Below are 17,762 nucleotides of genomic sequence, written 5' to 3'. Positions count from 1 at the left end.
ACTGCTGTGGAGCGTGGGTGGGAGTCGTGAGGGTTCGCGCAAGGTTCCCGGGAACCGGTGGCGGAGGCGGAAGGGTCGGGAGCGATCGTCCGGCGCTCCCGAACGGGTCCGTGGCGCCGGCCTATGCGATGGGAGACCGATCAACGATGCTCACTCCGGTACGCAGCAGAGTACGGACCGCCGCGCTCGCGCTCTCGGCCGTCGCGGCCCTCGCCTTCGGCACGACCGCCACGGCCGGCGCGGCCCCCCTTCCCGCTCCGGCGCCCACAAAGCAGGGACCGACCTCGGTGGCGTACGTCGAGGTGAACAACAACAGCATGCTCAACGTCGGCAAGTACACCCTCGCCGACGGTGGCAACGTCTTCGACGTCGCCGTGATCTTCGCGGCGAACATCAACTACGACACCGGCACGAAGGCGGCGTACCTGCACTTCAACGAGAACGTGCAGCGCGTCCTCGACAACGCTGCCACCGAGATACGGCCGTTGCAGGAGAAGGGCATCAAGGTCGTCCTCTCGGTGCTCGGCAACCACGAGGGCGCGGGCTTCGCGAACTTCCCGAACCAGCAGACGGCTTCGGCGTTCGCGACGCAGCTCTCGGACACCGTGGCCGAGTACGGCCTCGACGGCATCGATTTCGACGACGAGTACGCCGACTACGGCAACAACGGCACGGGCCAGCCCAACGACAGCTCGTTCGTACAGCTGGTGACGGCGCTGCGCGGCAACATGCCGGACAAGATCATCAGCCTCTACAACATCGGCCCGGCCGCCTCGCGGCTCTCCTACGACGGCGTGGACGTCTCGTCTGCGTTCGACTACGCCTGGAACCCCTACTACGGCAGCTGGCAGGTCCCCGGCATCGCGCTGCCCAAGTCGAAGCTGTCCCCGGCGGCGGTCGAGATCGGCGGCACCTCGCAGAGCACGGCCGCCGACCTCGCCCGCCGTACCGTCAGCGAGGGGTACGGCGTCTATCTGACGTACAACCTCGACGGCGCCGACCGCAGTGCCGACGTCTCCGCGTTCACCAGGGAGCTGTACGGCAGTGACGCCCGGTACACGCCTTAGGGCGTGGTCAGTACTCCTGGCGCATCGCGCTGCGGCCCGCGGCTGACAGCAGGCAGCCGATCGTGATCCCGATGGCGAGGTAGAGCGCCGCCGAGCCCGCCATGGCGGCCGGCGGCGCCGACGTCGTGAACGGCAGCAGCACCATGACGGCGGTGGCGAGCGTGACGATCCAGGCGAAGAAGGTGCCGGGCTGGGGCGTGGCCAGGATCAGCAGATGCAGCAGCCCGGTCGCCACCAGGGCGCTCAGGGCCGCCCCGGCGGCGAGCACCCCCGTCGAGGCGTCACCCATCGCCCCGTCACCCTCCGGTGCGAAGACCGCGATCCCGAGCACCCCGCGGATCAGCAGCAGCCCCACGACAGCGGTGAGAGCCGCCACGACGGCCGTCATCGCGCCCCCCGCCCACAGCCGTGCGGTGTCGACGCGGGGGCGCGATGGTTCCTGCGGCACCTGGCCGGTCTGCTGTGCCTGCCACTCGTAACCGTTGTGCGGGTCCACGACCGGACATCTCCCCTCGGTTGACCGAACCCCGATCGTGGAACGGCCGGCCGGGGGTGGCGACCGGGCGCGGTCCGTACGGGTGATGCCCGGCCGCGACGCCCACCGCGCCCGTGCCTAGGGAGTGTTGTTGGCCAGTGCCAGCAGCCTCGCGCTGGTGCCGCTGAAGCGGTCGCGGTCCACGGCGCCGGAGATGCCGCCCACCGAACCGGAGTCGGTGTACTGCCAGAACGTCCAGTACGGGAAGCCCGCCGGGATGGAGGGGCTGGAGGCGCTGGTCCAGTGGGCCACGAAGAGCGGGCTCTTGGCGGACATGCCGGTCCAGCTGCCGGTGCAGGTGTTCCACCAGCTCGCGCTGGTGTAGATGACGACGTCCCGGCCGGTCTTCGCCTTGTAGGTGTTGTAGAAGTCGAGGATCCAGGTGCGCATCGACGCGGTGGACTTGCTGTAGCAGCCGCCTTCGAGGTCGAGCATGCCGGGCAGCGTCAGGTTGTCCTTCGACCAGGCCCCGCCGTGGGCCACGAAGTAGTTGGCCTGCGCCGCGCCGGTGGAGAGGTTCGGCCGCGCGAAGTGGTACGCGCCCCGGATCACCTTGGCGTTGTAGGCGTTCAGGTAGTTGGCGTTGAAGGCGGTGTCCCGGTACGTGGTCGACTCGGTGGCCTTGATGTAGGCGAACTGGATCCCGGCGGACTTCACCGAAGCCCAGTTGATCGTTCCCTGGTAGTGGGAGACGTCGATCCCCGGCACCGTGGCGGCCAGCTGCGGGGAGGCTCCCTCCGCGTCGAGCCGCAGCTGTCCGGTGTCCGGCCGGAAGGTCCTGCCGTCCTCGGTGTAGCCGACGCCCATGTAGCCGTCACCGAGGGGAATGGTGCTGCCGACGGGCGCCGGCCGGGCCGCGGCAGGCGCCGCGGACATGATCGGGGCGAGGGCCACACTCATGGCCAGCGCGGCGGCCGCCACGAGTCTGTGACGGACGGACCGGGGACTGCGGATTCGGGATAACAACGGGTGCCTCCTGGTGCGTCGAGGGGGTGGGACGGTATCCAGAGGTGCCCGCCGGCACGTGCGGATCTACCCGCGTAGCCGGCGGCTCGTCGTATGTGCGCGTGGGGTGCGGTGGGGGAGGTGCGGGGAAGCGCGGGGGAGTGCTGGGGGGAGTGCGATGCGCGGAGTGTTCTTGATGTGAACGTGTCATGAGTGACGCATGGATGGGCTCGCGGTGTAAAGGGGGTACGGGTTCCAGCTATGGTCCAGACCAGTGCGGAGGGGGTGGAACTGCGGGAACGGCCCCGCGCCACCCGGAAGTTTCCGGCGATGAAAACCGCCCCGGACCCAGAGGCCGGGGCCCGGGGCCGGGGCAGGCGTGTGCCGCCGCACGGGACAGGTGCGGCGGCACGTGACGCGAGAGGTCCTAGGCCGTGTCCGCGAAGTCTCGCCTGCCCGGCGACGCCGGGCCCGCCCTCCGGGCGGACGACGCGACTTTGCGGACACGGCCTAGATGTCCCGGAAGATCTCGATCTGGGCGCCCACCGAGTTCAGCCGCTCCGCCAGCTCCTCGTAACCACGGTTGATCACATACACGTTGCGCAGTACGGAGGTGCCCTCGGCCGCCATCATCGCGAGCAGCACCACCACCGCCGGCCGCAGCGCGGGCGGGCACATCATCTCGGCCGCGCGCCACCGGGTCGGGCCCTCGACGAGCACCCGGTGCGGGTCCAGGAGCTGGAGCCGGCCGCCGAGGCGGTTGAGGTCGGTGAGGTAGATGGCGCGGTTGTCGTAGACCCAGTCGTGGATCAGGGTCTGGCCGTGGGCCGAGGCGGCGATGGCCGCGAAGAACGGCACGTTGTCGATGTTGAGGCCGGGGAACGGCATCGGGTGGATCTTGTCGATCGGCGCCTCCAGCTTGGAGGGCCGGACCGTCAGGTCGACCAGCCGGGTGCGCCCGTTGTCGGCCGCGTACTCGGAGGTGCGGTCGCAGTCGACGCCCATCTCCTCCAGCACCGCGAGCTCGATCTCCAGGAACTCGATCGGTACCCGGCGGATCGTCAGCTCGGACTCCGTGACGACGGCGGCGGCCAGCAGGCTCATCGCCTCGACCGGGTCCTCGGAGGGGGAGTAGTCCACATCCATGTCGATGGTCGGCACGCCGTGCACGGTCAGCGTGGTCGTGCCGACGCCGTCCACCCGTACGCCCAGTGCCTCCAGGAAGAAGCAGAGGTCTTGGACCATGTAGTTGGAGGACGCGTTGCGGATGACGGTGGTGCCGTCGTGCCGGGCGGCGGCCAGCAGGGCGTTCTCGGTCACGGTGTCGCCGCGCTCGGTCAGCACGATCGGGCGGCCGGGCGTGACGGTGTGGTCGACGCGGGCGTGGTAGATGCCCTCGGTCGCGGCGATCTCCAGACCGAACCGGCGCAGCGCGATCATGTGCGGCTCGATGGTCCGGGTGCCCAGGTCGCAGCCGCCCGCGTACGGCAGCTTGAACTGGTCCGTCCGGTGCAGCAGCGGACCGAGGAACATGATGATCGACCGGGTCCGGCGGGCGGCGTCCGCGTCGATGGCGTCCATGTCGAGCCGGGCGGGCGGGACGATCTCCAGATCGGTGCCGTCGTTGATCCACCGGGTGCGCACCCCGATGGAGTTCAGCACCTCCAGGAGGCGGTACACCTCCTCGATGCGGGCCACCCGGCGCAGCACGGTGCGGCCCTTGTTGAGCAGCGAGGCGCAGAGCAGCGCCACGCAGGCGTTCTTGCTGGTCTTGACGTCGATCGCGCCGGACAGCCGGCGCCCGCCGACGACCCTCAGGTGCATGGGCCCGGCATAGCCGAGCGACACGATCTCACTGTCGAGTGCTTCACCGATGCGGGCAATCATCTCAAGGCTGATGTTTTGATTGCCGCGCTCGATGCGGTTCACGGCGCTCTGGCTGGTGGCGAGCGCCTCGGCGAGCTGACTCTGTGTCCAGCCCCGGTGCTGGCGGGCGTCACGGATGAGCTTGCCGATACGTACGAGGTAGTCATCTGACATGCCGAAAGGCTATCTCAGATATGAGATGAGCCTGTTGGTGGGGTGTGGTGTTCGAGTGACGGCGGGTGCAGGCCCGCGGTGCGGGGCTGCCGTGCGGGGCGATGCGCGGGCCAAAGTGCGGCAGGTGTGCGGGAGCACGGCGTGGCACGGCCCCCGCCACCCGGCTCCAGGGTCCGCCCGCCGGGCCCGTCCGGCACCCGGAGCGCGTCCATCTGGGTGCTCCCGCGGCACCGGCCGCCGGGGAAAACGTGTCGCCCCGGCGCCGAGGCGGTCGTATGGTCCCCGGAATGAAGCTGCTCTCGGTCAACATCGGCCGCCCCCGCCCCAACCCCTGGAAGGGGCTGAGCGCGACCGGTATCGACAAGCGGCCGGTCACCGGACCGGTCGCGGTCAGCGCCCCCGGCCCCAAGGGCACCGGCGCGGTCGGCCTCGCCGGTGACCGGGTCTACGACGTGAAGCACCACGGCGGTTCCGACCAGGCCGTCTACGCCTACGCCCGCGAGGACCTCGACGGCTGGCAGGCCGAGCTGGGCCTGCCGCTGGCCGACGGGGTCTTCGGGGAGAACCTCACGACCCTGGGGGTGGACGTCAACGGCGCCCTGATCGGCGAGCGTTGGCGGATCGGAGCGGACGTGGTCCTGGAGGTGTCCTGTCCGCGCATCCCGTGCGGGACGTTCCAGGGCTGGCTGGGGCGTGACGGCTGGCTCAAGCGGTTCACGCGGGCCGCGCTGCCCGGGGCCTACCTGCGCGTGATCGAGCCGGGCGAGATCCGTGCCGCAGACCCGGTCGAGATCGTGCACCGGCCGGATCACGACGTGACCGTCGCCCTCGTCTTCCGGGCCATGACCCTGGAGGGCGACCTGCTCCCCCGGCTGCTGGTCGCCGACGCGCTGCCGGAGGAGGAGAAGGAGCTGGTCCGGCGGCGGACGTCCGCGTAGGCGCGGCCCGGCAGCCGGCGGCAGGCGGCAACCCGGTCAGGGCGTGAGCGCCGGCGGGGCGGCCTCCGGGGCGAAGGCGTCCCGATTCCTGTTGGCGCGCTCCGTACGACGCGTCATCAGGTACGCGGACGGCGATTCGCCGTACGCCTGCCGGAACCGGTGGCTGAGCTGCCCGGCGGACATGTGGACGCCTCGGGCGAGCGCCCCTACGTCCAGCGGCTGCGCGTACTCCCGGTCCATCCGGTCGCGGACCCGGCGCAGGAGGGCCAGTTCGCGCAGCAGCTGGTCCTGGGCGCGGGCCCGCGCCCACGAGGGTTGGCACACGAGCGATCACCTCTCGGCTCTCAGCGGAGTTCCTGGATGCGGACCATGTTGCCCGCGGGATCGCGGAAGGCGCAGTCGCGGATTCCGTACGGTTGCTCGGTCGGTTCCTGGACGATCTCGGCCGAGGCCGCCCGCACCTTCTCGAAGGCCGCGTCGAGGTCCCGGGTGGCCAGCAGGATCCACCCGTAGGTGCCCTTGGCCATCATCTCGGTGATGGTGCGGCGTTCGTCCTCCGTGACCCCGGGGTCGGCGGCCGGGGGCGCCAGGAGGACGCACGTGTCGGGCTGACCCGGCGGCCCGACCGTGATCCAGCGCATCCGTCCCTGACCGACGTCACTGCGGACCTCGAAACCGAGGGCGTCACGGTAGAAGGCCAGGGACGCGTCCGGATCGTCGTGCGGAAGGACGCTGGTGTGAATGGTGATGTCCATGGCGGTCAGATTAGGCACGGTTCGCATCGGGCGCTTCTCGAATCCTGACCCGTCGGACGGGTCTGCGGACGGGCCGGCTTACGGGCTCTGCGGACGGCGGCCCCAGGCCGAGATCATCGGGGCCGTCGCCAGGTCGAGCTCCCCGCTGGCGACGTTCGAGAGATGGCGGTCGATGTCCGCGTCGGAAGCGATCCCCGCCGCCACCAGCCGGTCACGGATCTGCCGGACGGTCGCGGCCTCAAGGACGGTGCAGGCGGGCGAGGTGATCGGGAAGTAGGCGTCCGCCCGCACATCGAGCAGGCCGGCCTCGCGCAACCGCCTGGGCAGGGTCCTGCCGTACGCGAGATCGGCCCCGCGCCCCGCCATGAGCTCCCGGAACCCGGACCGCAGGCGGTTGGCCAGCCGCTGCTCCGGGCCCGACTCGTCCGGGCACAGCAGGGGCTGCAACCCCGGATCCGCGTCCTCCAGGAGCAGCACGCCACCGGGGCGCAGCGCCTGGACCATGCGGCGCAGGGCCTCGGCCCGGTCGACGACGTGCACCAGGACCAGCCGGGCGTGCACCAGGTCGAAGCCGCCCGGCGGCGGGGGATCGGCCGCGACGTCGTGGCGCAGCACGTCGACGACGTCCGAGGCGGCTTCCCGGGCCCAGGACACGTCGATGTCGGTGCAGACCACTCGGCCGGTGGCGCCGACCCGTTCGGCGAGACCTGCGGGAACGGAGGGGCCGCCGGCCCCGACCTCCCAGCACCGCATGCCCTCGGTGACGCCGATCCGGTCGATGTGCCGGAACGTCACCGGGTCGAACAGCTCGGCCAGCGCGCCGAACCTGATGCCCGCCTCCGACTGCTGATTGTCCAGCAGATACCCCTGGTCCTCGCCGCGCTCGGTCATGCCCGCCTCACTGTCGCTGTCTCCGTCCGCCGGACTCGAAGTCCCGAAGTCCCGAAGTCCACCATGCCCGGTGCCGCGCGGGTGCCCGCCTCCCGGGGGTCGGGAAGCGGGCACTCCTCGCGGGGGAGAAGACCGTGCGTGGTCAGACCCGGGCCGGGTCCTTCGCGTACGGCGACCCGGGCGACCCGGCGGCGGGTTCCGGCGCGGGGCCGCCCTCACTGAGGCCGAACCGTCCGTGGACCCTGCGCAGGAAGCCGGGCGCGTACCAGGCGGACCGGCCGAGCAGCCGCATCGCGGCGGGCACCAGGATGCCGCGTACCGCGACGGCGTCGATGAGGATGGCGAGGCCGCTGCCCAGGCCGAACAGCTGCATGAAGCTGAGCTCGGCCGTGCCGAAGGCGAAGAAGCTCACCGCCAGCAGGCACGCGGCCGCGCTGACGATGCGTCCGGTGTGCCCGAGGCCGTTGGTCACGGCGCTCTCGTTGTCCTCGCCCAGGTCGTGGAGTTCCTTGATCCGGCTGGTGACGAAGACCTCGTAGTCCATGGAGAGGCCGAACGCGATGCAGAACATCAGCACGGTCATGGACACCTCCATCGGCTGGGCCGTGAAGCCGAGCAGGGAGGAGAGGTGGCCGTCCTGGAAGATCCAGGTCATGACGCCGAGGGTCGCCGCCAGGCTGACCATGTTGAGCACCAGCGCGCGCAACGGCTGGACGATGCTCCCGGTGAACAGGAAGAGCAGCAGGAACGTGGTGAGGACGACCAGGGTCACCGCGATCGGGAGGCGGTCCGCGATCGCGCCCTTGGCGTCGACCAGTACGGCGTCCGTGCCACCCACCAGGGCGTGCGTTCCGGCGGGCGGGGCGAGCGCCCGCACCTCGCCGACCAGGGCCTGGGACGCGTCCGACTTCGGCGCCAGGGCGCTCACCACGTTGATCCGCTGCGCGTCGGGACGGCCGAGCGCGGGGTCGCCGGTGGCCGTGGACCGTCCGTCGGCGTAGGTTCCGGCACTGGTCTCGACCCGGGCGACGCCCTTGAGGCCGGACAGCCCGGCCGCGTACGAGGCCAGCGGGGCCCGGCTCACCGAGGTGTCGATGACGACGTGGAGGGCCGCGTCGTCGTTTCCGTCGAACTTCTCCTGGAGGACCGCCGATACCTGGCGGCTCTCGGCGCCGGAGGACAGCACGCGTTCGTCCGGTGTGCCGAAGGTGATGCCGAGGAGCGGGCTCGCCGCGACCAGCAGGACCGCGAGCACGGGGAGCGCGGTGAGGGCGGGCCGCCGCATGACGGCACCGGCCAGCCGGCCCCACACCGGTGCCCGGTTGCCGGCGCGGCCGGGCTTCGACCACGGCATCCGTCCGCTGTTGACCCGGTGACCCAGCACGACGAACAGGGCGGGCATGACGAACAGGGTGCTGAAGGCCGCGATGGCGACGACCCCCACCCCGGCATAGCCGAACGAGCGCAGGAAGTACTGCGGGAACACCAGGAGCGCGGCGAGCGCGGCCGCCACGGTCGCGGCGGAGAACGCGACGGTACGGCCCGCGGTACTCACCGTCCGCCTGACGGCGTCGTCCACGCCCGCCCCGGCCGCCAGCTGCTCCCGGAACCGGCTGATCATCAGCAGCGCGTAGTCGATGCCGAGGCCCAGCCCCAGCGCCGTGGTGAGGTTGACCGCGAAGACGGAGACATCGGTGACGCTGCCGAGGAGGAAGAGCTCCGCGAACGTGCCCGCGATGGCGATGACACCGATCACCAGCGGCAGCAGGGCGGCCACCGCGCTGCCGAAGACGACCAGGAGCAGCACCAGGGTCAGCGGTACGGCGATGCCCTCGGCCAGCAGCAGGTCCTTGCCCGACTGCGTGCCCATCTCGCTGGTCACGGCTGCGGCGCCGCCCGCCCGGACCGTGAGCCCGTCCCTGTACGGCCCGGTGTAGGCGTCGATGACGCTCTTGGCGTTCTCGTCGCGCTCGGTGTCGTTGCCCTTCACATGGGCGAGCACCATGGCCTCGCGGCCGTCGTCGGAGCGGAGAGCGGCGCTGCCCGTGTCCCAGAACGAGACGACGTTCTCCAGGTTCTTCTCCTTCCTGAGGCCGGCCAGCAGGTCCCGGCCGTCCTGCCGCGCGGCCGGGGCGTCGACGCGGCCCTCTGCGGCGCGGACCAGCAGGACCAGGTTCGTCTCCCCGCCGAACTTCTCGTCGATGACCTTCCCGGCCCGGGTGGACTGGGAGGCCGGGTCGTCGTAGCCGCCGCCGAGCAGCTTGCCGAACGCGCCGGAGCCCAGGACGCCCATGAGGGCAACGGCCACGACGGCGACGACGAGTATCAACCGGGGCCGGCGGATCGCCAGTTCGGCTATGCGTTCAAACACGCACGATCTCCTTAGATGTCCGCATGGGAGGTGTCCATTACGGGAGGTGTCCGGATGGGAAGACGGCCCGAACGGCCTGAGCCACGAGTGACGTTAGTGAGGAGCAAGAAGATTTGGCAGTGTTAGATTTTCTTCACGGCCGACAAGTTCCCCTTGCCCCGCTCGCGGTGGCCGCCGTACGGTCGCCCCATGTCTGCCGACGAACACATGACGGCCCCGCCGACCCTGCGCCAGCGCCGCCGGGCCGCCGCGACCCGGGAGATCCTGGACGCCGCGGAGCAGCACATCGCCGAGAGCGGCCCCGCCGCCCTGTCGCTGCGCGCGGTCGCCCGTGGTCTGGGAATGACCGTGCAGGCTCTGTACCACTACTTCCCGAGCCGCGAGGCCCTCGTCACGGAGTTGATCGCCAAGGCGTACGGGGATCTGGCCGATGCCGTACAGGCCGCCGTCGACGCCGCCCCGGACGACGCCGCCCCGGACGACGCCGCCCCGGACGGCCCCGGCCTGCCGCGTCTGGTGATCGCGGCCGAGGGCTACCGCCGGTGGGCCGTCGCCCACCCGGAGCGCTTCCAGCTCCTCTACGGGACGCCGCTGCGGGACTACGCGGCTCCCGTCGAGGGTCCGACGACGCTGGCGATGCGCCGGATGAGCTCGATCTTCGAGCGCGAGATGTTCGACGGGTTCACCGTGGCGCAGCTCGCCGCCGCCGAGACCCCCGCGCTCTCGGCCGAGCTCCGGGCGTATCTGGAGCAGCTGCCGCACTACGGTCCGGGGCGGCTGCCGCCTCCCGCCACCGCCCTGCTGCTGAGTGCGTGGGGGCACCTCAACGGGCTGGTCATCCTGGAGGTGTTCGGGCACGCCGCGTTCCTGGGCGGCCATCAGGCCGAGATCTTCCGCATCGCGATGCGGAACCTGCTGGCCGACGTCCACCGCCAGATCCCCGCGCGTGCGGACCAGGGGCTCACCGGCTGAGCGCGGGAGTGGTACCACGGTCCGACGGGGGTCCGACGCCGGAGGTACGCGCAAGTCGCCCCGTAGCAGCATGTGTTGGAGCCACCCGCTGCCTAGCGTTGGGCGCATGACCACTACCGGACATCACAGAGCCGGCGCCGCCGCGCTGCTCGTCCTCGCCCTGTCCGCCCCGCTCCTGGGCGCCGCACCGGCCTCCGCCGCCCCTACTCCCCGGCCTCCGTCCCGGGTCGCCCCCGCGAACGCGCTGGAACTGCCCGATCCCACCGGCCCGTACACGGTGGGCCGGCGCACCCTGCACCTGGTCGACCACCGCCGTACGGACCCGTGGGTGCCGTCGGCCGGTGACCGGGAACTGATGGTCTCTGTGACGTACCCGTCCCGTCCGGGGAGCGGCTCGCCGGCGCCGTACATGACGACAGAGGAGGCGCGACTCCTCCTGGTGGCGCGGGGGCTCGACGGCGTCGTGCCCCCGGAAACGGTTGCCCGGACGGACACCCATGAGCGGGAGGGGGCTTCCCCGGCGCGGGGGCGCTTCCCTCTGGTCCTGCTCTCCCCGGGGTTCTCGATGCCGCGCGCCACCCTCACCTCGATCGCCGAGGACCTGACGAGCCGCGGTTATGTCGTCGCCTCTGTCGACCACGCCTACGAATCCGTCGGCACCGCGTTCCCCGGCGGCCGCGTGCTGACCTGCGCGGCGTGCGAGCAGGTCGAGGCGGACGAGAAGTGGGCCGATGCCGTGCGCGGCCGGGCCGAGGACATGTCCTTCGTGATCGACGAGCTGACGCACGGCCGGCAGGCGGGCGCGCTGTCCCGGGCGATCGATCCCGCCAGGATCGGCATGGCCGGGCATTCGATCGGGGGCGCGGCCGCCGCGGCGACCATGGCGGGCGACCGACGCGTCCGGGCGGGGGCCGACCTCGACGGCGACTTCTTCGTGAGCCCCGCCGCGACGGGGCTCGGGGGGCGCCCCTTCATGATGCTCGGCGCCGAGGACTCGCACAGCCCCGGCAGCGCGACCGGCGACTGGTCCGACGCGTGGCGGCACCTGGAGGGCTGGAAGCGCTGGCTGACCGTGGCCGGCGCCGGACACTTCTCCTTCACGGACCTGCCGTACCTGGCTGACCAACTGGGCCTGTCGGACGCCGCCGTGCCGCTGCCCTCGGAACAGGGGTGGCGCATCACCCGTGACTACGTCGCGGCCTTCTTCGACCTGCACCTGCGGGGTATCCCGCAACCCCTCTTCGACGGCCCCTCCGCCGAGTATCCCGAGGTGGTGTCCCGACAGCCCTGACCGGGCGGGTGGTTCGGCCCATCGGTAGCCTGCTCCACCATGACGCGCGCCTGGATCCTGCCGATGCTCTACCTGCTCTGCGGCTCAGCCGTCGCGACGGGATCGATCCTGGAGGGGAACACCGGCACGGGGGTGGCACTCCTGCTGGTGTTCCTGGCGCTCGCCGGCCTGCACTCGCCCCTGATCTTCCCGAGATCGACCGGTGCGCGGGAGGCGCGGCGCCGCAGCGCGGCCGACGGCCGGCCGGTCGTCTACTGGCGGCCGGGCTGCGCGTACTGCATGCGGCTGCGCATCCGGCTGGGCCGCGGCGTCGGCCGGATGCACTGGGTCAACATCTGGCGCGACCCGGAGGCAGCCGCGGCGGTCAGGGCGGTCAACGACGGCAACGAGACCGTGCCGACCGTCTTCGTCGCGGGCCTGCCCCACACCAACCCCGATCCCGCGTGGGTGCGCGCACAGCTCGCCCCCCGTCGGGGATGAGGCACACGCGACAGGCGAGCCCCGACATGACCGTTCCCCGGCGATGTACTAGAGTTATCTCGACATCGAGATATATGCCGAAGGCGCACAGCGGGCCGCCGCACGGTAAGGGTTACCTAACTAAGCCCTACCTTAGCGGATGCTCCGAGTGACTGTAGGCAGCACCACGCGGCGCCCGCCGAAGTGAGGCGCGGCGCGGAGTTACGCGCACATTGATGAAGGAGACTGTCGTGTCGGCGAACAGCTTCGACGCCCGCAGCACGCTGCGCGTGGGCGACGAGTCGTACGAGATCTTCAAGCTGGACAAGGTCGAGGGCTCCGCGCGCCTCCCTTACAGCCTGAAGGTGCTGCTGGAGAACCTGCTCCGCACGGAGGACGGCGCGAACATCACCGCCGACCACATCCGGGCGCTCGGTGGCTGGGACTCCCAGGCTCAGCCCAGCCAGGAGATCCAGTTCACGCCGGCCCGCGTGATCATGCAGGACTTCACCGGTGTGCCGTGTGTCGTCGACCTCGCCACCATGCGCGAGGCCGTCAAGGAGCTCGGCGGTGACGCGACGAAGATCAACCCGCTCGCGCCGGCCGAGCTGGTCATCGACCACTCCGTGATCGCCGACAAGTTCGGCACCAACGACGCGTTCGCGCAGAACGTCGAGCTGGAGTACGGCCGCAACAAGGAGCGCTACCAGTTCCTGCGCTGGGGCCAGACCGCCTTCGACGAGTTCAAGGTCGTCCCCCCGGGCACCGGCATCGTCCACCAGGTGAACATCGAGCACCTGGCCCGCACTGTCATGGTCCGCAACGGCCAGGCGTACCCCGACACCCTCGTCGGCACCGACTCGCACACCACCATGGTCAACGGCCTCGGCGTGCTGGGCTGGGGCGTCGGCGGCATCGAGGCCGAGGCCGCGATGCTCGGCCAGCCGGTCTCCATGCTCATCCCGCGCGTCGTCGGCTTCAAGCTGACCGGCGAGCTGCCGGCCGGCACCACCGCCACCGACCTCGTGCTGACCATCACCGAGATGCTCCGCAAGCACGGCGTCGTCGGCAAGTTCGTCGAGTTCTACGGTGAGGGCGTCGCCGCCACCTCGCTCGCCAACCGCGCCACCATCGGCAACATGTCGCCGGAGTTCGGCTCCACCGCCGCGATCTTCCCGATCGACGACGAGACGCTGAAGTACCTCCGTCTGACCGGCCGCGACGCCCAGCAGGTCGCGCTCGTCGAGGCGTACGCCAAGGAGCAGGGCCTCTGGCTCGACCCGGCCGCCGAGCCGGACTTCTCCGAGAAGCTGGAGCTCGACCTCTCCACGGTCGTCCCCTCCATCGCCGGCCCGAAGCGCCCGCAGGACCGCATCGTCCTCGCGAACGCCAAGGCGCAGTTCGCCCAGGACGTGCGCAACTACGTCGCGGACGACGAGGAGGCGGGCAAGGAGTCCTTCCCGGCCTCCGACGCCCCGGCCGCGCACAACGGCGTCCCGTCGAACCCGGTCACCGTGACCGCCCCCGACGGCACGTCGTACGAGCTGGACCACGGCGCCGTCACCGTCGCCGCGATCACCTCCTGCACCAACACCTCGAACCCGTACGTCATGGTCGCCGCGGCGCTCGTGGCGAAGAAGGCCGTGGAGAAGGGCCTGACCCGCAAGCCGTGGGTCAAGACCACCCTCGCCCCGGGCTCGAAGGTCGTCACCGACTACTTCGACAAGGCGGGCCTGACCCCGTACCTCGACAAGGTCGGCTTCAACCTCGTCGGCTACGGCTGCACCACCTGCATCGGCAACTCCGGCCCGCTGCCGGAAGAGGTCTCCAAGGCGGTCAACGACCACGACCTGGCCGTGACTTCGGTGCTCTCCGGCAACCGTAACTTCGAGGGCCGGATCAACCCCGACGTCAAGATGAACTACCTGGCGTCCCCGCCGCTGGTCGTCGCGTACGCCATCGCCGGTTCGATGAAGGTCGACATCACCAAGGACGCCCTCGGCGTCGACCAGGACGGCAAGCCCGTCTTCCTCGCCGACATCTGGCCGTCCGAGGCCGAGGTGAACGACGTCGTCGCCAACTCCATCGGCGAGGACATGTTCAACAAGTCCTACGAGGACGTCTTCGCGGGCGACGCCCAGTGGCAGGCGCTCTCGATCCCGACCGGCAACACCTTCGAGTGGGACGCCGAGTCGACGTACGTCCGTAAGCCCCCTTACTTCGAGGGCATGACGATGGAGACCACCCCGGTCTCCGACATCACGGGCGCCCGCGTCCTCGCCAAGCTGGGCGACTCGGTCACCACCGACCACATCTCCCCGGCCGGTGCGATCAAGGCCGACACCCCGGCCGGCAAGTACCTCACGGAGCACGGCATCGAGCGCCGTGACTTCAACTCCTACGGCTCGCGCCGCGGTAACCACGAGGTCATGATCCGCGGCACGTTCGCCAACATCCGCCTGCGCAACCAGATCGCGCCGGGCACCGAGGGCGGCTTCACCCGCGACTTCACCCAGGCTGCTGCTGCGGGCGATGCCCCTGTCTCGTTCATCTACGACGCCTCGCAGAACTACCAGGCCGCCGGCACCCCGCTGGTCATCCTGGCGGGCAAGGAGTACGGCTCGGGCTCGTCCCGCGACTGGGCCGCCAAGGGCACCGCGCTCCTCGGCGTCAAGGCCGTCATCGCCGAGTCCTACGAGCGCATCCACCGCTCGAACCTCATCGGCATGGGCGTCCTCCCGCTCCAGTTCCCGGAGGGCCACACCGCCGAGTCCCTCGGCCTGACCGGCGAGGAGTCCTTCTCCTTCACCGGCGTGACCGAGCTGAACAACGGCACCACGCCGACCACGGTCAAGGTCACCACCGACACCGGAGTCGAGTTCGACGGCGTCGTCCGCATCGACACCCCCGGTGAGGCGGACTACTACCGCAACGGCGGCATCCTGCAGTACGTGCTGCGCAGCCTGATCCGCAAGTAGGACCGGCGGGCAGTACGAGGAGAGGGCCGCATCCCCGCGACGGGGATGCGGCCCTCCCGCGTGTTCCGGCCCTGCTGAAACCTCGTCGGATCAGAAGAGGAACTTGTAGCCGTCCCAGCCGCTCGTACCGACCTTCACCCTGGCCCGGTACGGGGCGGCGGCCTTGCCGGTGCCCTCGTACAGGTAGAGCTCGCCCTTGGCGGTGCGGGCGAGGAGGTCGGTGCGGCCGTCCCCGCTGATGTCACCGGTGGAGACCAGCCGGTCGTACTGGTTCCAGCCGCTGCCGATCCTGGTGCGGCCGGCGAACGGCGCCTTCTGGCTGCCGGTGCCCTTGTACAGCCACAGCACGCCGGACTTGTCCCGCGCGACGACGTCGTTCCTGCCGTCGCCGGTCAGGTCGCCGTTGCCGGCGATCTCGCTGTAGACGTTCCAGCCGTAACCGGCCTTGAGGCGCTTGGTGACCGTGCCGTCGCCGTGGCCGAGGTAGAGATACAGGTCGCCCTTCGCGTCGCGGGCGAGCAGATCGCCCGCGGCGGCGCCGCCGATGTTGCCCGGCGAGACCAGCTTGTCGTAGATGTTCCAGCCGGAGCCGACCTTGACCGGCTTCTCGCCCTCGAACTTCAGGTAGCCGACGTTCCCGTTGGTCTCCCGGAACCAGAGACCCTCGCTGTAGCCGTTGGCCTTCCCGTCGTTGTCGACCTGCAACAGGGCGCTGACACCGGTCCAGCCGGAGCCCTTGTTCGCGCGGGCGCTGAGCCCGCCCTTCCCGTTTCCGGTGTACGCGTACAGGGTGCCCGCGGAGTTGGCGCCGTACAGGGCGAACCTGGGGGTGACGACGGCTGCCGCCGCCGCTGCGGCGGGTGCCTGGGCGGGCTCGGCGGCCGCGGCCGACGGCTGCGGGGAGCCGGCGGCCACGGCGGAGGTGCCGGTGGCGACGAGGCCGGCGATGAGCGCGGCGGCTGCCGCGCGAGCGGCCGTGCGTCGGTGGATACGGCCAGCGGTTTCGGCCACGAAGTGCTCCATGGATCGTGATCGGTCGTGGCCCGCCCCTCGGTGGCGGCGGGCCACGGATTCAGCCGAATCGTGTCACGATTTCGGGTCCGAAACCGGCGTTTTTCATCAGAAGGACCCCTGCTTCCGGTGGGCGGCGATCAGCTGCTGGTACCAGCGGTAGCTGTCCTTCGGCGTGCGCTCCTGGGTGTCGTAGTCGACCCGGATGATCCCGAACCGCTTCGCGTACCCGAGCGCCCACTCGAAGTTGTCCAGCAGCGACCAGACGTAGTAGCCCCGGACCTCCACCCCCGCGTCCATCGCCGCCCGCAGCGCGGCCAGATGGGTGCGCAGGTACTCGACCCGGTCCGCGTCGCGCACCGAGCCGTCCGCGTCCACCGTGTCGAACTCCGCCGAGCCGTTCTCCGTGATGTGCACCGGCGGCAGCGCGTCCCCGTAGGCCTCCTTCAGCGCGGTCAGCAGATCGGTGAAGGACTCCGGTACGACCGGCCAGCCCATCGCTGTCCTCCGCACGCCCCGGTACTCGCCCTCGCTGTACCGGTTGTCGGTGGCGACCCGCAGCGCCGGGTCCGCCTCGCGGTGCGGGGCGGCGGCGATGACGATGGGGCGGTAGTAGTTGATGCCCAGGAAGTCCATCGGCCGGGAGATCAGCTCCAGATCGCCCTCGCGCCGGAAGTCCTGCGCGGTGATCAGCTCGCCCCAGGTGTCCTCCTCCGTGGCCGGGTAGCGGCCCGCGAGGATCGGCTCGGTCCACACCAGGTTGTGCTGGGTGTCCGCGCGGACGACGGCGGCCAGGTCGGCGGCCGAATCGGTGGCCGGGACGTTGCGGTCGAGGTTGAGCGTGATGCCCGCCTCGCGGACGCCCGCCGCCCGCAGCTCCCTCATCGCCAGGCCGTGACCGACCAGCAGGTGGTGCGCGGCGGCCAGCGCGCCGCGCCCCTCCTTCGCGCCGGGCGCGTGCCGGCCCACCGAGTAGCCGAGGAAGGCGCTGCACCAGGGCTCGTTGAGCGTGATCCAGCGCGGCACCCGGTCGCCCAGGTGCTCCGCCATGATCCCGGCGTACTCCCCGAACCGCTCCGCGGTCTCGCGTACCCGCCAGCCGCCCCGGTCCTCCAGCGCCTGGGGCAGGTCCCAGTGGTAGAGGGTGGCGGCCGGTTCGATGCCGGCTTCGAGGAGCGAGTCGACGAGCCGGGAGTAGAAGTCCAGCCCCTTACGGTTGACCGCGCCGCCGCCGTCCGGCCGGATACGCGACCAGGCGATGGAGAACCGGTACGAGTCCACGCCCAGTTCGCGCAGCAGCGCCACGTCCTGCGGGTAGCGGTGGTAGTGGTCGCAGGCGACGTCACCGGTGTCACCGCCGTCGGTCCTCCCCGGCGTGTGGCTGTAGGTGTCCCAGATGGACGGGCCTCTGCCGTCCTCCCGCGCGGCGCCCTCGATCTGGTACGAGGCCGTGGCCGCGCCGAAGACGAAGCCGGGCGGGAACACGGGGAACTCACTCATGGGTACGCA

At 70.9% G+C, this 17,762-nt stretch carries 15 protein-coding genes; 6 read left to right on the top strand and 9 right to left on the bottom strand.

Annotation, left to right across the window (positions count from 1 at the left end):
* Window positions 1-146: 146 nt before the first annotated feature.
* Complete coding sequence (locus ACFVQ0_RS06785; RefSeq protein ID WP_390085224.1) at window positions 147-1,067, top strand: endo-beta-N-acetylglucosaminidase H; 921 nt, start codon at window positions 147-149, stop codon at window positions 1,065-1,067.
* 7 nt (window positions 1,068-1,074) lie between these two features.
* On the opposite strand, the gene ACFVQ0_RS06780 is transcribed toward ACFVQ0_RS06785, so the two are convergent.
* The 3 genes from ACFVQ0_RS06780 to ACFVQ0_RS06770 all read right to left on the bottom strand — a co-directional run bounded on the left by ACFVQ0_RS06780 (window position 1,075) and on the right by ACFVQ0_RS06770 (window position 4,587).
* The gene (locus tag ACFVQ0_RS06780; protein WP_390085222.1) at window positions 1,075-1,563 is read right to left on the bottom strand and encodes a DUF6069 family protein; all 489 of its coding nucleotides are present in this window, start codon (window positions 1,561-1,563) and stop codon (window positions 1,075-1,077) included.
* Between the two features lie 117 nt (window positions 1,564-1,680).
* Window positions 1,681-2,502, bottom strand: coding sequence for a GH25 family lysozyme (locus ACFVQ0_RS06775; protein ID WP_390085422.1), 822 nt, complete (start codon window positions 2,500-2,502; stop codon window positions 1,681-1,683).
* 555 nt (window positions 2,503-3,057) lie between these two features.
* Window positions 3,058-4,587 carry a helix-turn-helix domain-containing protein gene (locus ACFVQ0_RS06770; protein WP_390085220.1) on the bottom strand — a complete coding sequence of 510 codons (1,530 nt, stop codon included), beginning with the start codon at window positions 4,585-4,587 and terminating at the stop codon, window positions 3,058-3,060.
* A 287-nt stretch (window positions 4,588-4,874) separates the two neighbouring features.
* Between ACFVQ0_RS06770 and ACFVQ0_RS06765 the strand changes: the two genes are divergently transcribed.
* Entirely contained in the window at window positions 4,875-5,525 is a 651-nt protein-coding gene (locus ACFVQ0_RS06765; protein ID WP_390085218.1) for an MOSC domain-containing protein, read from the top strand.
* A gap of 36 nt (window positions 5,526-5,561) precedes the next feature.
* Here the strand turns inward: ACFVQ0_RS06765 and ACFVQ0_RS06760 are convergent, their stop codons facing one another.
* The 4 genes from ACFVQ0_RS06760 to ACFVQ0_RS06745 form a co-directional block, all read right to left on the bottom strand.
* Entirely contained in the window at window positions 5,562-5,849 is a 288-nt protein-coding gene (locus ACFVQ0_RS06760) for an AraC family transcriptional regulator (protein WP_390085216.1), read from the bottom strand.
* A gap of 20 nt (window positions 5,850-5,869) precedes the next feature.
* Window positions 5,870-6,280, bottom strand: coding sequence for a VOC family protein (locus ACFVQ0_RS06755; RefSeq protein WP_390085215.1), 411 nt, complete (start codon window positions 6,278-6,280; stop codon window positions 5,870-5,872).
* 78 nt (window positions 6,281-6,358) lie between these two features.
* Window positions 6,359-7,171, bottom strand: a complete 813-nt coding sequence (locus ACFVQ0_RS06750) for a class I SAM-dependent methyltransferase (protein ID WP_390085213.1) — start codon at window positions 7,169-7,171, stop codon at window positions 6,359-6,361.
* Between the two features lie 142 nt (window positions 7,172-7,313).
* Window positions 7,314-9,542 carry an MMPL family transporter gene (locus ACFVQ0_RS06745; RefSeq protein WP_390085211.1) on the bottom strand — a complete coding sequence of 743 codons (2,229 nt, stop codon included), beginning with the start codon at window positions 9,540-9,542 and terminating at the stop codon, window positions 7,314-7,316.
* 189 nt (window positions 9,543-9,731) lie between these two features.
* On the opposite strand from ACFVQ0_RS06745, the gene ACFVQ0_RS06740 reads away from it, so the two are divergent.
* The 4 genes from ACFVQ0_RS06740 (at window position 9,732) to acnA (ending at window position 15,242) form a co-directional block, all read left to right on the top strand.
* The gene (locus ACFVQ0_RS06740) at window positions 9,732-10,514 is read left to right on the top strand and encodes a TetR/AcrR family transcriptional regulator (RefSeq protein WP_390085209.1); all 783 of its coding nucleotides are present in this window, start codon (window positions 9,732-9,734) and stop codon (window positions 10,512-10,514) included.
* Window positions 10,515-10,620: 106 nt separating this feature from the next.
* Entirely contained in the window at window positions 10,621-11,805 is a 1,185-nt protein-coding gene (locus tag ACFVQ0_RS06735; protein ID WP_390085207.1) for an alpha/beta hydrolase family protein, read from the top strand.
* A 39-nt stretch (window positions 11,806-11,844) separates the two neighbouring features.
* Complete coding sequence (locus tag ACFVQ0_RS06730; protein ID WP_390085205.1) at window positions 11,845-12,285, top strand: glutaredoxin domain-containing protein; 441 nt, start codon at window positions 11,845-11,847, stop codon at window positions 12,283-12,285.
* Window positions 12,286-12,515: 230 nt separating this feature from the next.
* On the top strand, window positions 12,516-15,242 hold the full coding sequence (gene acnA / locus ACFVQ0_RS06725) for an aconitate hydratase AcnA (RefSeq protein ID WP_390085203.1): 2,727 nt from the start codon (window positions 12,516-12,518) through the stop codon (window positions 15,240-15,242).
* 90 nt (window positions 15,243-15,332) lie between these two features.
* Here the strand turns inward: acnA and ACFVQ0_RS06720 are convergent, their stop codons facing one another.
* Window positions 15,333-16,253: an FG-GAP repeat domain-containing protein gene (locus ACFVQ0_RS06720; RefSeq protein WP_390085201.1), complete on the bottom strand. Its 921-nt coding sequence runs from the start codon at window positions 16,251-16,253 to the stop codon at window positions 15,333-15,335.
* Window positions 16,254-16,361: 108 nt separating this feature from the next.
* The gene (locus ACFVQ0_RS06715) at window positions 16,362-17,753 is read right to left on the bottom strand and encodes a GH1 family beta-glucosidase (RefSeq protein ID WP_390085199.1); all 1,392 of its coding nucleotides are present in this window, start codon (window positions 17,751-17,753) and stop codon (window positions 16,362-16,364) included.
* Window positions 17,754-17,762: the final 9 nt, after the last annotated feature.

It is taken from the genome of Streptomyces sp. NPDC057900, from assembly GCF_042887885.1.
GTDB lineage: Bacteria > Actinomycetota > Actinomycetes > Streptomycetales > Streptomycetaceae > Streptomyces.
Note: the sequence above shows the minus strand (reverse complement) of the source record. Positions and strands in the feature narration are given on the sequence as shown.